Here is an 18,822-nt window from a genome sequence, read left to right as displayed (position 1 = left end):
CCGGCCGATGATCGCCCGGCATGCGGGATCGGCCGCACAGCAACACGCCGAGCGCCCCGACGATGCCGATACCGCACGCGATGCTCACGCCAATGATCGGCGCCACGCGAAATGCGCCGCGCACTCGGTATCGTTCGGAGAGGTGTCCATCATGGCAATCGACGTTAAGGCTTCCAACTACGAGCTCGGCAAGACGGTGACATACGTCACCGTCAACGGTGTGAAGCATGCGATCGCGCGCGCCGACGCCTGGTTCGAGCAGATCGGATCCGGGAATGCCCCGGCGCCGCGCGGCAAATCGTTGTCGGTTCGGTTGCGCGACGTGATCAAAAGCGGTGGGAAATCCTATGGCGTGCAAGCCGTCAAGCTCGCCCTCAACCCTGACCATCGGACCTGTCACGCAGCGGTGAACAGGGTGACTCACTACCCCGCAGATCAGCCGACGTTCACGGCTGTCTCCAGGAAGAAGCCGCGCCCGGGCATTTCGTCGCATGGCAAAACCGGTCGTGCCGGGCGTGGCAAGGTCGGTGTGGGCGGCATGCGTACCAGGTCGCACAGCTGACGGTGCGCGGGTCGAGGCGCAACTTCCTGGTTCGGGGCTAACGGGACGGGCCCCGCTTTTCCTTGACCGCGTTCGCCCTGTCTTTCCGCCAGCTCAGAAAGTTAGTTACCGCGGCCGCAATGAACGCGACGAAAGTGGAAGCCGACGACGCAATGAGTGTCTTTTCCTCGGTATGAAGCGACGGCGTTGTTGGTTGAAGTGGGAAGGCGGACGTGAATGAGACTGCCGGGGCGCTTCCCGACAAGGCTTGTGATGCATTTTTCGACTGCAAGACGGTTACCTGCGGCAGCTGTTCCACCGACATGTAACGTACGAAAAGGGCGGCCGTTACGCAAAAGAAGCCCACAAACAGACCAAGGAATAGCCGACAAAACAGCCCGAGCCTCTTGAAGTTTTCCACGCTGCCTCCGTCTTCGTCGGCAGTTACCACACTCTTATATTGCACCAGAATCACGCGCAATGGCTTGAGGACGCCGGCACTACAATTCTTTCTGAAGCTCGCCGCGCAGAGCCACGACACGTCGCGAGCGTCCGCTTCCTCAGGGTTCGTTCTGTTCATCAACCCGTAGGTCAGCGCGATGCCCCAGCTTGATGAACTTCGCGAGCATGCGCTTTTCGCGGATCTGTCAGAAGCGCTATTACGGTAGCTATGCGACAAGCTGACTGAAGTCAGCATCGCCGCGCGGAAAGTCCTTGGTCACTGACATTGGTGGGCCTATGGTTGCACTTCAGGATTTGCGCGAGGTCCCGCTCTTTGCGGACTTATCCGAACTACGCCTGCAGTGGCTGCAGGCGAACCTCGAGGACATGCGCGTCGAGGCAGGTGCAGTGCTTCGCAACGAAGGCGAGACGTTCCGGGGCTTTTTTGTCATCCTGGACGGTGAAATTGTGGCGAGCAGACTGATCGACGGACAGCAGATGCCGGTTCGTCGATATGTTGCGCCAGGTTTCTGTGGCGCGGTGCCATTGCTCGCGGGGACGCCATCACTGACGACGCTCAAGGCCGAGTCCGACAGCCACCTGGTCAGGCTTTCCGAGCCAGTGTTGCGCGAGTTGCTCGCGTGCAGTGACTCCTTCAGCAAAATCATCTTCCGCGCGACGGCCGAGCGTCTCACTAACCTTGAGGCATTGTTGCGAACGCGAGAGAAGATGGCCGCATTAGGGAAGCTGGCGGCTGGACTTGCACACGAGTTGAACAATCCTGCCGCAGCGTTGGCGCGCACGACAGACCGTGCAAACGAGGTTCGCGAAGCTCTGGATGAATCGCTCCACGCCCTCAGCCTCAGCTCGATTCCGCATGAGGCAATCGAACTCATTCATGCGTTGAGCGCGCGCGCGTGCGCCAAGGCGAGACAGGCGCCTGGGGACGACCTGGCGAGAGCAGCTGCGGAAAGCAGGCTGGGCGATTGGCTGGCTGCCCATGGGGTCGAAAAGCCATGGCTGGTGGCCCCCGGCTTGATCGCAGGCGGTATCGTGCGTGATGACATCGCTGCGCTCGGCGAAAGTCTGGCACCGCACCAGTTTAACGTCAGCATCCGGTGGCTCGGTGCGACGATTGAACTGCGCGCGCTGCTAAAGGATGCCACCGGGAGCGCAACGCACATTTCCGACATGGTCAAGGCGCTCAAGGCGTACGCCTATATGGACCAGGCGCCACAACAGGAGGTAGACATCCACGATGGCATCGAGGATACGCTCGCCATTATGCGCCACCGGCTCATCCAGTCGGTCGCAGTAAGACGCGAATACGACCGAAGCCTGCCCCGTCTTCAGGCGTACGGAAGCGAACTCAATCAGGTATGGACCAATATTGTCGACAATGCGGTCGACGCCATGGAGGGCCGTGGCGACCTTGTCATTTCCACGCGCCGTGAGGGCGACTACGCGGTGGTCGAGTTCACTGACAGCGGTCCTGGTATCCCGCCGGAGATTCACTCGCGGCTGTTTGAACCGTTCTTCACCACCAAGCCGGTCGGCCAGGGGACGGGCCTGGGCCTCGATATTGCCTACCGTATAGTCGTCAATCGGCATGGTGGAACGATTCTCGTCAGTTCGCAGCCGGGCGCGACGACCTTTCACATACGCTTACCCCTTCCGGCGCAAGCAATTGCCAGGTAGGAGCGCGCCAAGGCGGGGGCTGAATCCGGGCCTGCGAATATGGCCGAAGGGAGTGTTTATAGTCCGTCGATGCACTTCGACACTTCCGAAGCGACTGCCGCCGCAGAGATCGTAGGCGCGGCCGCATTCGAGCCGGACAGGAGGCAGAAGCGAGCTAATCAACGTAGCTAACTATCACCGAACCGAAGCAATCTGAATGTAGGGGCTACCCGTGAAGGATTTGTCGCGATAAGGAAGACGGGTGAAACGAACGTCGATATGATCAGGATTGCTACTTATTCAGTCAACGAGTAGAACTGCTGGGCGGGAGTTTGCTCGATGCCTCTTTTTTCATCTGGCCCTTGACGATCATATGCATGATCTCGATGCCACCCAGAATTAGGCGTGCGCAACGAAAATTCTTGAAGCCGGGCATCGACCGGGTGCTGCGACGCTTGATGGCACGGTGGTCCTGCTCGACGACGTTGTTCAGGAATTTTTTCTGGCGAATCCTGATCGGTGTCTCACGGTCAGCGTTGAGCTCCTGTAGTGCCGCCAGATCCGCTTTTGTCGCTCAGCTCAATCCTGGGCTCGTGAAGACGGTCAGCACCCCCGTGTAGCCGTAAAGGTGACTCCTTGCGATCTCGCCGCCGGCGAAGAAGCCCACCAGCGGCACCTCGCCCAGGGCATTCCGCACCGTCTGCAGTTCCGCATGCCGCGCTCCAAAATGCGGCCCGCCGCGTCCCGAGCAACTGACATACAGGGCACCCGACAGGTGGGTTGTCGTGCTGCTTTCCAGTTCCGCCCGGATCTCCGTCGCAATGCGCACCAGATCTCGCCTGGCGGCCTCGGCATTGCGCGTGCAAAACGCCAGATGCATGCCTGGCTCGACCAGGTCCGCAATCGCCAATATCCGGTGCCGGGGATCGACACCGATCAGGTGCCGCACGAACGTATCCGCTCCGAACTTTCCGGGCCACGTCGGCACATCCTCGGCACCCGTGCTCAAACCCACTAGCGTAGTCGACAGGGCCTGAGACAACTCATCGGCTGACAGATCCCCGTCGAGGCCAAGATCCTGCAACACGCAATCGAGAGCGGGCTTGCCGTCCAGCGTGAGCACCAGATTGTGTTCGGCCCGGGTGATGGTACGCACCGGCCCGACAGGCTGGCAGCCCTGAGTCACGCGAGAGATCAGGCCGACCTCGGGGCCGAACAGCACACCGGACAACCCACCGCTGAACACACCGTCGGCGAAGTGTAGCGGCCGGTTTCGCGCCGAGGACAGACCGCCGAAAAGATAGCCTGTGGTGGTGCGGGCACTCAGTTCTTGCAACAATTCCTGCAGGTCCGGTGTGGTGCTTTCGGCATGGACCAGCGCCGTATGGGCGACGAACCCGGAGGACCCCGCAGGCAGAGGCTGTTGCCCGGAGAAGAGCCGGAACGACTCCCGCGGCAGCGGCGCGACCATCAGCGCGAGGGCCGGTTCGTCGATGTATTCGACGCCGCTGGCGGCCACGCCAACGCCGATCGTACCGACCCAGGCGACGCCGGGATAAGCGCGATGCAGCTCATCGAGGATCGCCTCGGACGCCGATGCGTAATAGTCGCTCAGGTAACACCATCCGAGAGTGAACCGCGCAGATACATGTTGCTCTGCCGCACTCGCCGTCATCCGGGTGTCAAGTTGCCGTTGACACCCGGCGAGCGCCACCCGCCAATCGGCGTCAGCAGCATGAGCATGGATAAACGAAGCGTGGTTCATGGCACAAACCTGCCGAGGACAACAATACGCCAGCGACGACTTCGCGGTCGAAATGGCGGTCAGGGAACAAACAACCGGTGATTCAAGGTGTACTCATCGAGCGTTCACACCCAAAAAGAATGGTAACACTCCGGCCCATTGAAGCTCTGCGCCGCGTCCCGACCTTGATGATCACCGGGTGCTACATTAACTGTAGAAGAGAATGCGCAGCGACGGTATCACGAACGCTTCCGGCTCGCGCGCAGGTGGACGTTTCACCGGGTTCTCGTCGTCCGGCGCATCGTCGTACGCGCCACCGGCGTGGCAACGCTCACGTCGTACATCTCCAGGATCCACTGACCTTCAGACTTCGGAGGATCACGATCATGACAAGCCCCGATCAGGACGTTATCGCGTGGGCCCGAGAACAGGCAGCGCTGCTGCGCGCCGGGCGGTTTGAGGAAATCGACGTCGAGCACATCGCCGACGAAATTGAGGACGTGGCCAGAGGTGAAGTGCGCGACATGACGCACCGCATGGCGAGCCTTACCGTGTGGCTTCTCAGGTGGCAGTACCAGCCGGACCTGCGCTCGCCGAGCCTGCATTCGATGATCCGCGTGCAGCGCGAGCGGCTGAAGGCGCAGCTGAGGGGCACACCCAGCCTGCATCCGAGCCTCGCCGATGACGAGTGGATCAAGGATGTGTGGGCCGACGCTCGCCAGCAAGCGAGCAGGGAAACGAGTATCGGCTTTGCGTTCTTTCCTGAGCGCTGCCCGTGGGCGATGGAGCAGCGCCTCGATTCGATGTTCTGGCCGGACCAGGGCAGGCGAGCGCAACCAGAACACCCGGGGATCGGGACTTCCCCGGCTGCGCCACTGAACTGGTGGCATTACTGCGCCCCGGCAGGGCATAGGAATCGACCGCCTGAACATCGCCGCGGAACTTGAATCGATCGACGCGGCGAGAGGCGGGACTATGACCAGTTCAATGACGAGGACGTGGAATGAGCAAGAGCCTGTGGACGTATGAAGAAGTGACCGCCGCCGTCGAAGAAGAGATCAAGCTCCAACTCAGGAAAGCTGATTCAGCGTTGTCCGTGGTAACGCGCGGCACGTATCGCGACTACGCCTTCGGTGCATATCTCGCATGGGAGGCGGTCACGCGCACATGTTTGACGGAACAGCGTTTTGCCGAAGCGAGGCGTCTTGCCAACATGGTCGAGTTTCCGAATTCCGAACGCCCATGATCCATCCAGAAAACGTTGCGAATCCTCTCGTTGAACGGTTGACGGCGTCTTACATGTTCCGGCGCGTTTCGGCGGGGCGCTTGACAACGCGCTGGCTGGTCCTGGGCAACTGGAGGTCGTGAAGGCGACAGAACATAACGACTGGGTTGGGCACGTCGATGAGACCTGATGGCGGGAGGCGATCGGCTTCCTGCTTACGCCATACCATTGAGATATGAAATCCCGCACCGCCACGCGCAATCACGAACACTTCTATGTCCTTGACGAGAAGAACACGCCTGTCGAGGTATTCGACCGCAGCGAATGGTCGCGCTGGATGTCTGGGAACGAACAGATCTTTCGCCGCACGTTGCTGGAAGAATCCGGTGTGACAGTCACGACCCGCTTCCGCGGTGTGTCCGGAACCAGTACGGGGGAGGTCCTGCTTTTCGTGACGCGCATTGCCGGCATGCAAGCGCGGGACAACGAGAGCTACGGAGCACGTACCCTCGATGAAGCGCTGGAGCAGCATGAGCGCATCGTACAGAAAATCCTCCGGATGCTGACCGGGCGGTGAGCGCCACACAGCGCGACGAGTCCCAGCGACTGGGCCATGACTTGCAGGAGCTACATGTTTGCCTGCGTGAGGATAGGGTCGCGAAATCGTACAACGTCGAGGCGTTCACTACGAGGCTTCCGGTCCAGCTGACGAAGCCGAACCATTCGTCATCGAAACGGACGAGGGTGATCTCCGAATCGGAGACCGCGCCAAAGCGAGGGCTATGCCGCGATATCGTGAGCGTGCTCGTTGCTCGCGAGCGTCGGATACCATCGCCCGAAGCATGATCGCAACTGCTCATTCAGGACGGCCGTCCTCACCTGGAGCAGGCCTTGCGCATGAGCCGGTCGCCATGCCATCTGCTGCCGCTTCACAAAACGCTTGCTGACCACCTGGTTGACAGCCGACTCCACGAAGCTCGAGGTGATTGGCTCGCCATGACAGTGGCGGTCTCCGTAGTTCACGATAAAGCTCTCGTTGTTCTCGAGGTAACCGATGAACTCCTCCAGTTTGGCCAGCAGCCTGGTCTCCTCGGGTCTGCCATCCTTGGCGAGTTCCCAACCCAGGCTTTCAAGCCGCTGCAGTGCCGGATAGGGGCAGCCGTGCCAGCGGTGCCACTTCGCACTGCGCAGCCCATCGATCGGCGTGTCGACACATGGTCGTTCGCCGCGGTCCGGTAACCCCTTGATCATCTGTTCGAGATTCTGTATCCGCATGGCGACGTGAAACCAGTCGGGTACTCTCTCGCCACAATCGCCAAAGTCGAGCTGGGCGCGGCGCACCGTGTCACCGCCTTCGGACAGGAAAGTTACCGGCTGGTCCGCGCCGACGCGGACACCGTACGGCTGGAGGTACGGCTGGCCAAGCCCTATCCGCCTGAGCCGCCTGTCGCCCGCCTAGTCGAACGGAGACGCTGTCTTGGCGCTCATGATGAAACGGGTCAGCCGCTGTTCCGCCTTGATCAGATCACCAGCACGCGCGCTCGCAAGCTGCGAGTCGTGAACCTGGAGAACCACTTCCAGCGTCGCCACCGCCGATGGATCGAGTTGCCACGAGCCATTTTCGTTGCCGCGCCGGATCCCAGCTTCGAGACCCGCCTCAGCCATGCGGTACAGATCAAGTGCGACGCGCATGTAGCCCATTTCGCCGAGATAGAAAGTCAGGTAGATCGCGCGGGTCAACTCGTTAAAAAGATGAGAGCTGCCGTGGAGCCCGCCACACGCCGCAAGTGCGAGATGGTATCCCAATGAAATTTCGGTGATCCTGGCTTGTGGAAGCGGGAGGAGGGCATTCTTCGACGGGATAACCCGGCGCTTGCCAGAACGTCCACTGTGTTTGGAGCGAGGCATCCTAAAAACCTCGTGGTATGAAAACGCGACATCGCGGGCGCAGTTGTTCGGGCACATTGCCTTACGCCGACACTGGCACGTTAGGGGAGAATGTTCGGGATGGCAATCCCGAATATTCTCGCAGATCGGCACTGCAGACGAGCAAGGTTTTCTAGGGACACCGCACGAACGGGAAAACTCTCGCGGGAGCGCAGTTCGACGGTCCTGCCACGATAGAACGACATCATCCTCGCGCTTCCAGCCGTCGGTGCGGCCGAAGTTGGAGTTCCACAACAGACTTAGGGGGTCACCTTTGATGAGAAAAGAGATCAACATGGGCAACAGCTAGGCATATTCGAGGCCGGCACGTCTGCTGAAAATCGCTTCCTGGATCATCGCGATCGCCTTCGCGATCTTCCTGAGCATGTTGGCTCGCTCGTGATCCGCGATCTCATGTACGCACCGCGTGGCGGGCCACCGACAAGCGCTACGAGGCGGCAAGCCGTCGTTACGAACTCATCGTGTTCGGGTGGCGCCTTGCGTTGACGCTCCCGCTTCTCGTCGTTGCCGTATGGCTGTTCATCCGCTTTCGCAAAAGCCGATACTGGCCGTTCGTGTACGGCTTTGGCCTCTTCGCGCTGACGGCGTTCTTCGTCGAGCTTGTCCCGTACCTGCCCAGTTTCGGGGGATATGTACGCGTGCTGGTGGGTATCGCGCTCGTCGTGTTCGCTGGGATCTACATGCTCCGTGCGTTCCAGAAATATGTGGAGCGAAAGCGCGCCGATCTGAAACAGAGTCGGACCGAACGCGCACGTGGCGTCGACTACGAAAAGGCGCTCAGTACATTCCAGAAGAAGCTGTGCCCGTCGTGCGACAAGCCGTGGCATCTTGGCGGCGAGCAGGCCTCGTACTGCATCCATTGCGGGCTGAATCTTTTCAAGGTCTGCGCCTGCGGCGGCCGTAACTTCGCCTTTTTCCCTTTCTGCAACCAGTGTGGCGAGCCTGTTACGGAGACGGCGGAGCTCCGCTCTGCAGAACCCGGTAAGCGTCCGCCAGCAAGTAACTGACAGAACCAGTTTTTCTGGATGCGATGCCCAACGGAAAGCGCCCTGGTCACACCAGCCGGTTGGCAGATGGTCAGTTGCGTCGGAACGGATAGATGAGATGCTTCGGGAGCCAGACGTAGCGAACGTGAAGGGCCGCCACCGTGCATAGCGACGGATACGAGGGCTGAAATGAACACGGGCGCCGACATCGGCGCCCGCACAGGTTGCTGCTTGTGAGGCAGCAGATTAAAGCCATTGCATTTATGCAGCCGCGTCCTTGAGCTTCTTCAAAGCGCGCGCCTTGATGCGAACCGTTGCCGGTTTCGCGTCGAACCACCGTTCTTCGCCCGTGAACGGGTCCTTGCCGAAGCGCTTCTTCTTCGCGGGCACTTGCTGAACCGTGATCTTCAGAAGACCTGACAGCGTGAATTCGCCGGCACCCTTCTTGTGAACCGAGCCGAGGATGGTGTCTTCCAGCGCGGCGAGAATCGCTTTCGCAGCCTTCGGTTCAACATTGGCCGCTTGTGCAACGTGATTGGCGAGCGAAGCCTTTGTGAATGTCTCTTTCACAGGTGCGCCGGCGACCAGCTTTTTCGCCGTCCCGTTTGCAGCCTTTGCCGGTGCAGCCTTGGTAGCCGGTTTGGCAGCTTTCGGAGCAGCCTTCGTTGCGGTCTTGGTTGCCGTCTTCGTTGCAGTCTTTGCCATAGTCGTGGATGACTCACTTTCGAATTAGGAGGTGCTCGCCACAGTTCATGCAGTAAGCACAGGCATTCTATGACGTCCGGTGCGCTATGTGTCGAGAAAAAGCCTTAAAACAGGCGCTGAAATGAACTTCCCGCAACACAGTTCCGCTCGATGGACCCAAAAGTGGGGGGATGCCCCCCTTGTAGACGACGAATAGCTACCGGCGAAAGGTGAGTGTTTTCAGGATTCCTGGGATTGCTTCGGATTCTGGACTCGGTCTTTGGCTGCCGTCAGAGAGGCGAGGGCGGCACGATCTGCTCCACCTCAGCGTAATCCGGTGCCCCCGCCGCCTCGAGCACGCCTAGACGTGCCGTCCGAGCCGGATGAAACCTTAGACGGTAGCCGGCCGGAGCCAACGCGCCGCACATGCCGCGAGGACAATACCGGATGCGCCCAGCGTCATTGTGAGAAGCGCGCTGTTCACCCAGCCAAGGTACGGCGTCACTTCGGGGTAGGTGAATCGCAGGTTGAGGAAGTTGCCCAGCAGCATGTACGCGAAATACACGGCGACGCCGAGCAACAACGCGGAGGTCTCGCGAATGGATGCGGCCAACTGCCAGCGAGCGAGCATGCTCAGCACGAGCGTCGGCAACAGGAAGACGCCGAGCCCGATCCACGAGACTTCGGTGGGAATCGTTTTCCGGAACGCTCCCATAGCGATCGAGTGGGCGGTGAACGCGCTCAAAACGCAGTGACCAGGCGGGGTAATGTTCGTCGTAACTACTTAACAAGTCCGATCGTACGCGGCTCTCCAGCCACCCGCCGAAAAGAGGCGCGAAGCCGCGTGGACAAGTTGCGCCACGTCGCCGATGATAACGTTGGACGGGTACTCCAGAGATGCAGCGATGACCGACGATCTGACGACATGGTTAGCGCAGATTGGCCTCGGCGCGCACGCTGCGAAGTTCACCTTGCAAGGGATCGACTGGGATGTGCTCGGCGATCTTTCCGAGGGTGACCTGAAGGAACTCGGCCTTACGCTTGGCGACCGCAAGCGGCTCGCAAAAGGACTCGCGGCGCTGGCCGAAGCTCACGCACATTCGCTGGAGCCGGCGGAGGAACGCGGGGCCTTGTCTTCGCCGCCTGCATCCGGAGCCATCGGGGCCGAGAGACGCCAAATCACAGTGATGTTCGTCGACCTTATCGATTCGACAGCGCTGGCCGAGCGATTCGATCCAGAGGACATGCGACGTCTGCTAGGGATCTACCATCAAGCATGTGCACGCGCGATCGAAGCTCATGAAGGCCATATCGCGCTTTATATCGGCGATGGCCTGCTCGTCTATTTCGGCTATCCGAATGCGCACGAAGACGATGCCATACGTGCAGTACTCGCCGCCCTTGCCGCCATAGCTGCGCTTCGCGAGGCCAACGAACTCATCGAAACGGAGTACGGCGTGCGCCTGCAGGCGCGAATCGGGATCGAAACGGGACTTGTCGTAGCTGGCGCCATTGGCGCTGGATCTTCGCTGGATCATCGTGCGATCGTCGGAGAGGCACCAATCATTGCCGCAAGACTGCAGTCGCTCGCTCCTCCCGACTCGATAGTCGTGGGACCGGCCGCGCAACGCCTGATCCAAGGATCGTTCAAGCTTGAAGACCTTGGCTGGCGCGAACTGAAAGGGGTCACTGGTCCGGTCCGGGTTCAACGTGTGCTGGCGCAAGCGGATACGATCGACCGCTTCGAAATCAGGGCGGTCCAAGGGATCACGCCACTCATCGGCCGGGCTGCAGAACTCGAGATGCTCCGGCGGCACTGGAGGCAGAGTGTCGATGGGGACATGCGCTGCGTGCTGTTGACCGGCGAGCCGGGAATCGGAAAATCTCGCGTGCTGCGGGCGCTCTGCGACGGCATTAGTGACGATTCACATGTGGTCGTTTCGCTTCACTGTTCCGCGTACTATCGCAACAGCCCTTTTTGGCCGGTACAACGCTGGCTACAGCGCACTTTCGGCGTCGGCCCCGACGCTTCGGATGCGTCGGATATGGAGCGGCTAGAGGCTGGGATCGCGAGACTCGGAGTCGATGCCGACGAGACGCTACTGGTTCTTACAAGTTTGCTTTGGATTCCGACAGGAGCGCGTCATCCGACAGTTGAGACATCTTCGCCTTCCTTCAAGCGCCGGACGCTGGACGTGCTGGTGGCGATACTCGAAACGTCGACGCGCGTTCAGCCGGTACTCTTCGTTGTCGAAGACGCGCACTGGATCGATCCGTCATCTCTCGAGTTTGTTCGGCTCGTGGTTGAGCGACTGGTGTCCTCCCGGCTGCTGGTACTTGTCACGGCGCGGCCTGAGTTTGAACCCGGATGGACTTACCCTCATCTCGTACAACGCAATCTCGACCGGTTATCGCGCCGCGATTGCGTTGCGATGGTCGAGCGGCTGACGGGGGGCAAGCGGCTTCCGGATCTCGTACTCGATCAGATCGTCTCGAAGACGGACGGTGTGCCGCTCTTCGTCGAGGAACTGACCAAGACCGTTCTCCAGGGCGATCTGTTGCAGGATGCGGGCGTCAGCTACGAGTTGAAAGGCACGCCGCAGACGATCGCGATTCCGGACACGCTGCAGGGCTCGCTTCTGTCGCGGCTCGACCGGCTGGAGCCAACCGTCAAGGAAACGGCGCAGATCGCAGCCACGGTGGGACGTGAGTTCGACAGGAAGCTGCTTGGGTTGATTGCGTCCAGGTCAGAGGATGAACTGCAACAAAAGCTCGATCGCCTGATCGCGGCCGAAATCATTACACCTGCTTCAGGGAAACCCGTTGGAGGCGACGCCTATTTGTTCCGGCATGCATTGATCCAGGAAATTGCATATCAATCCCTGCTGCTGGCGCGCCGCCGCCATTACCACGCGCTAATCGCCGCCGCGCTCGAAGAACATTATCCGGACATCGTCGAGCGGCAACCCGAATTGATCGCTCAGAACTTCGCTGCTGCCGATCTGCCGGATCGCGCGCTCGGCTATTTGCAGCGTGCCGGGGAGCGGGCACTCGCGGGCGCCGCCTACGACGAGGCTATCGCCCATGTGCATCGCGGACTTGAACTGGTCAATCGATGCTCCCACAGCGAGCCGACTCGGGCCAGCCACCTGCTGACTCTGCTGCTGACAAGGGGCAGGGCAGAGCTCCGACTGGCCCGGCGCGAGGCGATCGCGACCTTTCGCGAGGCCGCCCGAATTGCCCGCGAACAGAAGCTCACGTCGTATCTCGTGCAGGCAGCGTTGGAGTTTGACACCGCAGAGACGTTCCTCGAAGGCTCCGGCGATGAATCGCTTTCGTTGCTGGCAGAGGCGCTCACCCTGATCGGTACCGAGCAGTCGGTCGAGCGTTGCCGACTGTTGAGTCGCCTTCTCCGCACAGTTCATATGACGGGTGCACGCGAACAGAATAGTGAATTTGCCGTGGAGGCCGTCGATCTTGCCAGACGCCTGAACGATCTGCCGAGCCTGTTTGACGCATTGGCGTGCGAACTGATGCATGTCGGGGCTCTCCCGTTGGCTGCGAACAGGTTTCCGGAGCGTGAAAGCGTATTGCTGGAACTCAGGCAGATCGCGGAAGTTCTCGGCGATGCGCACACCATTGGTCATGCATGCGCCCGATGTCTTGCCGGCTACCTGGAGATCGGCAAGGTGGACAGTTTCGAGAGCGCGCTGGAGCGGTATCGGCAGATTGCCGCCCGTGGACAGCACTTTGTCGACAAGTGGTGCGTTACGGGGGCGCAGGCGATGCGGGCCATACTCGTCGGTGACTTTGCTGAGGCGGAGCACAAGGCGCGCGACTCGTTGCAGATGGCGCAGAACGCTGACGCGAATCTCGCAACGGGTGTCTACGGCATGCAAATGTTCACGATACGCCGCGAACAGGGTCGGCTCGCCGAGGTAGCGCCGATCTTCAAGCGGTTTGTCGACGAGCATTCTGAGGACGCTACGTGGCGGCCAGGATTCATGTTGATCTGTAGTGATCTCGGCTTCGACGCGCAGGCCCGCGACAATCTCGATCGGCTTGCGGAATCGGAATCCAGCATCCCCGTAGACAGCAGGCGGCTTGTCACGTTGACATATCTGGCGGAGGTTGCTGCCCGCTTGCGGGACGTCGAACATGCCGAACGGATTTATGCCCTTCTCCTGCCGTTCCAGGATCAGGTCGTCACGGTTCCAGTCTTTACGCTTTGCTGCGGATCTGCGGCACGGTTTCTTGGCATGCTGGCCTATGCACTCGGCGACTGGTCAGCCGCCGAACAGCATTTCGACTACGCGCTGCGCATGGATGAGCGCTTACGGGCGTGGCCGTGGCTAGCCCATGGTCGGCACGAATACGCGCTCATGCTGGCGGCGCGCAATGGCAGAGAAGATAGAAAACGAGCGCAAGATCTGCTCTCGATGGCGGCCGCCGCAGCCAGAAAACTCAAGATGTTCGCTCTCGTGGAGCGCATCGGTGGCGCGCAGACAGAAGCTCGGCCCAAAAGTTAGTACAGTGTTTGACGCGCAACGAGAAGTCGCTACTCAAGGAGAATCACATGCCGCGTTTTATGATTGAACGTAATTTTGCGGAACAACTCGAGGTCACGGGCGAAAGTGCTGCAACTGTGAAGAGAATCAACGACGAGGAAGGCGTCGAGTGGCTCTTTTCGTTTCTCAGCGCGGACAAGAAGAAGACCTATTGCCTGTACGAGGCGCCCAACGCAGACGCCATCCGCGCCGCTGCTCGTCGGGCGAATCTGCCCGCCGACGTGATCATCGAGGTAAGCGACCTGCGGCCGGAAATGTTTAACTAGACTGTGGGGCACGGACGCATTGTCTGATGGCTGAGCCGATCCAACGACAGGATTGCCGCCAAGGTATTCGGGCAGCGGCGGCAACCAGCAATCGACGCGTTCGAGTCGGTTCTGTCGCGGTAAGGAAAGCAGGTCAAGAAAAGGTGATATGCAAAGGATGGCTTACGAAACCAACGAGTAAAATTGCTGTGCGGCAGACAGCGAAATTCTGCCCGGACATTTCACCTGTCCTTTCTTGATCATGTGCATCAATTCGATGCCACTTAGAATGACGCGCGCACAGTTGAAATCCTTGAACCCGAGCATCGGTCGGATTCGGCGTTTGATGGCCCGATGGTCCTGCTCCACGATGTTGTTCAAATACTTGATCTGACGAACCTTGATGGGCATCTCGCGCTGGGCGTTCACCGCGTTAAGCGCGGCCAGATTGGCGCCGCTTTTGTCGATGGTCACGGTCTCGGGCGAGCCGTTCTGATCAATTGCCTTTTCGAAGAAGCGCCGCGCAGCAGCCTTCCCCGCTTGGCTCTGAACAGAAAATCGATGGTGTTGCCCGCCTTATCCACTGCCCGGTAAAGATACTTCCACGAGCCCTTGACCTCGATATAGGTTTCGTCGACACGCCAGCTCTTGCCGACCGGACGCTTGTGCTTGCGAAATGTCTTTTCGAACAGTGGCACCACCTTGATGACCCAACGATGCACCGTCGAATGATCGACGCAAATGTCGCGCTCGGCCATCATTTCCTCGAGATTGCGAAGACTCAGCGAGTAGGCAACGTACCATCGCACGCACAGCAGGATCACTTCAAGCGGATGTGCAGGCGCTTCAGAACCTTGGCGATGTCCGGAGCAAGCGTCGTTTGTGGCGTCATTGTCTTCTTCATCGTGTGGCCAGAGCGTGTTCGTTCGCCTCGAATTTTTCCTCGCCCGCGTTAATGCGACAGAGCCCGAATAAATGACCCCAACGGAGCGCTTCTCGGCCTCTGGCTTGTGGAAACGATTCATCAACGGATGATCTTCAGCGTTGACCGAGGGCCTGTCGAGGTCGTCAAGACTGCGAAGGTGTCGCGGCGAGTGCCGGGAGGCGTCGAACAAGTCTCGACGATAGGGCAGATTCGATTCTTCTGCGACCAGTCATCAAGAATCGGCGAGCTAACGGAAGGCTCGAATGACGGGATTGGTCGAGTCAATTTCGGCGAAGTCGGTTCACCTTTGATGGTCTACCGCTTTTTCATGTGCTTCCCGAGCACAAAGCCCGCCAGTACGCCGGTCTCGAGAATGACACCTCCTAACCACCACGTCGCCAGTAGCGGCATTGCATCGGATTGGCACTTCCAAGCAACCACTGCGGCGATTTCGCGCGCATTGATTTGCGTCATACTCGACATCGAGGCTGCGTCAAGCCTGACGAAATCATCGTACTGGGTGCGCATTACGACACGGTGCCCAACAGTCCCGGGGCCGACGACAACGCGAGCGGCGTCGCCGCGCTGCTCGAGACGATGTTTCTGCTTCAGGCGTTTGCGCCCCTGTACACCATGCGCTGCGTCGCGTTCGTGAATGAGGAAGCACCGTTTTTCTTCCGCGGCGACATGGGAAGTCTGCGGTATGCGAGGGCCGCACGTCTGCGCGGGGATCGCATTCGCCTGATGTTGTCGCTCGAGATGCTTGGCTACTACTTGGACGAGCCGGGCACCCAGGCGTATCCGCCGCTACTGCGTTACTTCTATCCGTCAACCGGCAATTTCATCGGCTTCGTTTCCAACCTTCGCTCGGCGCAGCGACTGAGATGGCTAACCAATGCGTTTCAGGCCTCGTCGGATTTTCCGCCGCAAAGTGCGGCGTTGCCGTGGTGGGTGCCGGGCGTCGCGTTGAGCGATCACTCGTCTTTCTGGCGCGAAGGTTATCCGGCGGTGATGGTCACGGACACCGCGTACCTGCGCAACCCACATTACCATACCTCTCACGATGTCCCCGCGACGCTCGACTATGGCCGCATGGCGGCCGTGACGCTCGGCCTCGCAGCGAGCGTCGCGTCGCTCGCGCCGACGCCCGCCGCTCCCGGCATGCGGTGAGGACGATCTTGCTTGTGAGCCCGCGGACCCTTTCGGAACGACGCCGCATCAAACGAGATCATGCCGGATCAAGGATAGGCAGCCGCCGCGGCAAGATAGAGCAAGACCGCTATCACGACCACTGCGGTAAATCCCAGATGAATTGCGAGTACCGTCGCCAGAACTGCAGCGACCACGGAGGTGCATGCGTTGATGCCCCAAGCCCACGGCACGAGCGTTTCGGCGCCGGCAGCAATGCGGCTGAGCCCCAGCGGAAAGGGCATCCCCATCGCAAACGCGAGCGGCGCGACAAGCAGTACGGCGATCACGATTCTGGCCGGATCGGATAACGGGATCAGCAACGGGAACAGCGCGGGCAGCAAGAGCAGGTAGAAGAACGAGATGGCGGAGATCGCAAGGATGGCTTTCGTCGCGATCGACGAGCGATTCATGTTCCTGCAGGGCCGTGGGGCGTAGCCAGCCAGGAGCGCCTCGCGGCCATGCAGGCGCTGCGTGTACCGGCTTCCAAGTCCAGCGAACGAAAGGAACGCGCATAGTACGACGGCGACAGCATAGAGCGGATGACTCAGGAGCAGGATGAACTTCTGGATGAACGCGATTTCGATGAACATGAAGGCGAAGCCGATCGCGACGAAATAGATCGCGACTCTACGTCCTGATATCGTCGCCACCGAAGGAGCGGCGTCACTGCTGGAAGTAGCCTTAAAGAGCGGAGATCCATGAGCCGTGCGTTTGCGGCGCGTCATCATCCAGAGAGGAAAGAGGACCAATGCCATGGCCGTCAACGTGGCCTGAAGCAGCGTTGCGATCAGTACCGGGTAGCCCCATTCCAGCAAGGGCAAGCCGCCTTGCCCCTTCAACGCGAGAAACTCGGGCAGCGACCGCCAATTGAAGAAGTGAAAGAAGTACGGCTTGTCGTCCGTGGCGGGACGGATATCGAACTTGTAGCTTGCCCAGAACGTGTCTCGCCCGGTGCTCAGCAGAGCGCGCGCGGCTTCGAAGAAATAGGGTCTCTCAAGCACGTTGTATCGATTCGCCTCGGCGGCCTGCATCCCCGGGTAGTATCCGACGTCGAACGAACGGGCACGGCAGAAGCGACCCAGCGCGGCGATGTCCGCGTCGTCGAACTCACCGTTCTTGACCAGCAGTGTCGCGGTATTCCAGCCGCGGATCAGCACGAGCCGGCGAGACGGTTGCGTCACCCCGGCGTTCTCCATGGCCAGCACGGCCGTCGCAAACAGCTTCAGGACGTCGCGCGGGGGCAACGTGACCCAGCGCGTGATCGCCAGCATGCCACCCGGGTTGAGATGGCGCAGATAGTCCTGAAACGCCTGCACCGTGTACAGATAGCTCTCGGAAAGTGCGTAAAGGCCGGCCGACGTGGCGCTGAACGAATCCAGCAGCGCGACCTGGATGAGGTCGTAGCGCTCGTCGCGTGCAGCGACGAAGCCACGCGCTTCGCCGGTGAATACGCGAACGTTGGGTGCGCTGTAAGGCTTGCCTGAAAAGTCGGCGAAGCGGCGCTGCACGGCGTCGACTATCTGCGGATTCAGTTCCACCGCGTCGATCGCGCTCGCTTCGTGGTACAGCGCCTGCAATACGTCGGCTCCCGCGCCGCTGCCAAGCACGAGGACCTTGGGTCGCCGCAGCAGGTGATAGGGAAGCGATGAGGTCAGATAGTCGAGGTAACCGAGCGGCTCGCGCCGTCCGTCATAGCGATTGAGCGCGGATAGGCCGTCGCCGTCAGTGAACACGCCGAGTTGCGGCGGCGGCTCCATCGTCGCATTGAGGCTCAGCCCGGGTGCATGGCGAAACGGGACGAAGGGGCTCTCCACCACCGTGACGAGACCCAGCGGGCTCGAGCTTTCGGCGACCACGCGCGCGTCCTTGATGCGCAGGGCCTGACTCAATTCCTTGAACTCCGACGGCCGCAACGCAAGCCAGTCGCGCGGCAGGCCGGTGGCCAGCACGGCTGCGGCGGCGAGCAACCACAGGGCCGACAGCCACCGCCGGGGCCAGCGGCATTCGATGCATGCGAGCGCCGCTGCCGCGAACCCCGCAGCGCCCAGTAACCGCAGTGCATCCAGCGGGCGCAGCGCGAACAGCGCCCCGATGACCGCGACACTGCCCAAGCCCGCTCCGCCGATGTCGAAACTGTAAATGCGGGCGATCTGGTCGTTGAACCGTGTGAAGGTGAGACAGATGCTGGTCGCGGCGCAAAAGAATGGAACGAAGAGCAGCAGATAGATCAGGAGCAGACGCAGAGGCTCGCGCGGATCCCACAGAATCTCCAGCGGGTTGAACGCGACGCGCTGGGCGAAAGCAAACGAGGCGACCGCAAAAACGCCAAACAGAATTGCGCCGCCGACGAACACGGCTGCGAACCGGGGCACGAGCCAGCGCTGCGCCAGCGCCACCATCGCACCGGCTGCCCCGTAACCCAGCAGCGCGACGCTGATCATCATGTACGCGAAGTGATGCCACTGGATGATCGAAAAGAGGCGCATCAACAGGATCTCGTAACCGAGCGCTGCGGCCGAAAGCAGGGAGAGGGCGAACAACGGCGCGGCGGGCATGGTCGCATGAACCGGAACGGGATACGGGAAGGAGTGCACACTCAGTCAATGCTGCCGTGCGGGTTCGCGCTCCTTTGCGTCACCTGGCTCTCA

Annotated in this window: 15 protein-coding genes and 4 pseudogenes; 9 read left to right on the top strand and 10 right to left on the bottom strand. The window is 60.5% G+C overall.

Annotation, left to right across the window (positions count from 1 at the left end):
• Nucleotides 1–7: 7 nt before the first annotated feature.
• On the top strand, nucleotides 8–562 hold the full coding sequence (locus SB822_RS20620) for a hypothetical protein (RefSeq protein ID WP_410855489.1): 555 nt from the start codon (nucleotides 8–10) through the stop codon (nucleotides 560–562).
• 37 nt (nucleotides 563–599) lie between these two features.
• On the opposite strand, the gene SB822_RS20615 is transcribed toward SB822_RS20620, so the two are convergent.
• Nucleotides 600–1,238 carry a hypothetical protein gene (locus tag SB822_RS20615; protein ID WP_410855488.1) on the bottom strand — a complete coding sequence of 213 codons (639 nt, stop codon included), beginning with the start codon at nucleotides 1,236–1,238 and terminating at the stop codon, nucleotides 600–602.
• Nucleotides 1,239–1,279: 41 nt separating this feature from the next.
• On the opposite strand from SB822_RS20615, the gene SB822_RS20610 reads away from it, so the two are divergent.
• A complete protein-coding gene (locus tag SB822_RS20610; RefSeq protein ID WP_410855487.1) occupies nucleotides 1,280–2,680 on the top strand; it encodes a sensor histidine kinase in 1,401 nt (466 codons plus the stop codon).
• 275 nt (nucleotides 2,681–2,955) lie between these two features.
• On the opposite strand, the pseudogene SB822_RS20605 reads toward SB822_RS20610, so the two are convergent.
• Together SB822_RS20605 and SB822_RS20600 are read right to left on the bottom strand one after the other, a co-directional pair.
• Nucleotides 2,956–3,176: pseudogene (locus tag SB822_RS20605) on the bottom strand (DDE-type integrase/transposase/recombinase); the annotation flags it as partial.
• A gap of 57 nt (nucleotides 3,177–3,233) precedes the next feature.
• Nucleotides 3,234–4,424, bottom strand: a complete 1,191-nt coding sequence (locus tag SB822_RS20600) for an FIST N-terminal domain-containing protein (RefSeq protein WP_318224826.1) — start codon at nucleotides 4,422–4,424, stop codon at nucleotides 3,234–3,236.
• Between the two features lie 365 nt (nucleotides 4,425–4,789).
• Here SB822_RS20600 and SB822_RS20595 point away from each other — a divergent pair, with 365 nt between their 5' ends.
• From SB822_RS20595 to SB822_RS20585, 3 genes are all read left to right on the top strand, one after another.
• Nucleotides 4,790–5,350, top strand: a complete 561-nt coding sequence (locus SB822_RS20595; RefSeq protein ID WP_318224827.1) for a DUF29 domain-containing protein — start codon at nucleotides 4,790–4,792, stop codon at nucleotides 5,348–5,350.
• Nucleotides 5,351–5,406: 56 nt separating this feature from the next.
• Nucleotides 5,407–5,649: a hypothetical protein gene (locus SB822_RS20590; RefSeq protein WP_410855486.1), complete on the top strand. Its 243-nt coding sequence runs from the start codon at nucleotides 5,407–5,409 to the stop codon at nucleotides 5,647–5,649.
• A 214-nt stretch (nucleotides 5,650–5,863) separates the two neighbouring features.
• Nucleotides 5,864–6,205: a hypothetical protein gene (locus SB822_RS20585; protein WP_410855485.1), complete on the top strand. Its 342-nt coding sequence runs from the start codon at nucleotides 5,864–5,866 to the stop codon at nucleotides 6,203–6,205.
• A 203-nt stretch (nucleotides 6,206–6,408) separates the two neighbouring features.
• On the opposite strand, the pseudogene SB822_RS20580 reads toward SB822_RS20585, so the two are convergent.
• Both SB822_RS20580 and SB822_RS20575 read right to left on the bottom strand, forming a co-directional pair.
• Nucleotides 6,409–7,017 (bottom strand): annotated as a pseudogene (locus SB822_RS20580) (ISKra4 family transposase); the annotation flags it as partial.
• A 66-nt stretch (nucleotides 7,018–7,083) separates the two neighbouring features.
• Nucleotides 7,084–7,536, bottom strand: a complete 453-nt coding sequence (locus tag SB822_RS20575; RefSeq protein WP_410855484.1) for a hypothetical protein — start codon at nucleotides 7,534–7,536, stop codon at nucleotides 7,084–7,086.
• Between the two features lie 354 nt (nucleotides 7,537–7,890).
• Between SB822_RS20575 and SB822_RS20570 the strand changes: the two are divergent.
• Nucleotides 7,891–8,582 (top strand): annotated as a pseudogene (locus tag SB822_RS20570) (hypothetical protein); the annotation flags it as partial.
• Between the two features lie 240 nt (nucleotides 8,583–8,822).
• Here SB822_RS20570 and SB822_RS20565 read toward each other — a convergent pair.
• Together SB822_RS20565 and SB822_RS20560 are read right to left on the bottom strand one after the other, a co-directional pair.
• A complete protein-coding gene (locus SB822_RS20565) occupies nucleotides 8,823–9,266 on the bottom strand; it encodes an HU family DNA-binding protein (protein WP_091783648.1) in 444 nt (147 codons plus the stop codon).
• Between the two features lie 370 nt (nucleotides 9,267–9,636).
• Nucleotides 9,637–9,960 carry a hypothetical protein gene (locus SB822_RS20560; protein WP_410855483.1) on the bottom strand — a complete coding sequence of 108 codons (324 nt, stop codon included), beginning with the start codon at nucleotides 9,958–9,960 and terminating at the stop codon, nucleotides 9,637–9,639.
• A gap of 190 nt (nucleotides 9,961–10,150) precedes the next feature.
• On the opposite strand from SB822_RS20560, the gene SB822_RS20555 reads away from it, so the two are divergent.
• Both SB822_RS20555 and SB822_RS20550 read left to right on the top strand, forming a co-directional pair.
• On the top strand, nucleotides 10,151–13,774 hold the full coding sequence (locus SB822_RS20555; protein ID WP_410855482.1) for an AAA family ATPase: 3,624 nt from the start codon (nucleotides 10,151–10,153) through the stop codon (nucleotides 13,772–13,774).
• Between the two features lie 8 nt (nucleotides 13,775–13,782).
• Complete coding sequence (locus SB822_RS20550; RefSeq protein ID WP_410855481.1) at nucleotides 13,783–14,079, top strand: DUF4242 domain-containing protein; 297 nt, start codon at nucleotides 13,783–13,785, stop codon at nucleotides 14,077–14,079.
• 162 nt (nucleotides 14,080–14,241) lie between these two features.
• Here SB822_RS20550 and SB822_RS20545 read toward each other — a convergent pair.
• Together SB822_RS20545 and SB822_RS20540 are read right to left on the bottom strand one after the other, a co-directional pair.
• Nucleotides 14,242–15,083 (bottom strand): annotated as a pseudogene (locus SB822_RS20545) (IS6 family transposase).
• A 215-nt stretch (nucleotides 15,084–15,298) separates the two neighbouring features.
• A complete protein-coding gene (locus tag SB822_RS20540; protein WP_410855480.1) occupies nucleotides 15,299–15,511 on the bottom strand; it encodes a hypothetical protein in 213 nt (70 codons plus the stop codon).
• 9 nt (nucleotides 15,512–15,520) lie between these two features.
• Here SB822_RS20540 and SB822_RS20535 point away from each other — a divergent pair, with 9 nt between their 5' ends.
• Complete coding sequence (locus SB822_RS20535) at nucleotides 15,521–16,153, top strand: M28 family peptidase (RefSeq protein ID WP_410855479.1); 633 nt, start codon at nucleotides 15,521–15,523, stop codon at nucleotides 16,151–16,153.
• Nucleotides 16,154–16,221: 68 nt separating this feature from the next.
• On the opposite strand, the gene SB822_RS20530 is transcribed toward SB822_RS20535, so the two are convergent.
• The gene (locus SB822_RS20530) at nucleotides 16,222–18,729 is read right to left on the bottom strand and encodes a spermidine synthase (protein WP_410855553.1); all 2,508 of its coding nucleotides are present in this window, start codon (nucleotides 18,727–18,729) and stop codon (nucleotides 16,222–16,224) included.
• Nucleotides 18,730–18,822 lie beyond the last annotated feature (93 nt).

Origin of the sequence: Paraburkholderia sp. SIMBA_054, from assembly GCF_046534875.1 — a bacterium.
Lineage (GTDB): Bacteria > Pseudomonadota > Gammaproteobacteria > Burkholderiales > Burkholderiaceae > Paraburkholderia > Paraburkholderia hospita.
The sequence above is the reverse complement of the archived record's forward strand: the minus strand, read 5'-3'. Positions and strand labels throughout refer to the sequence as shown.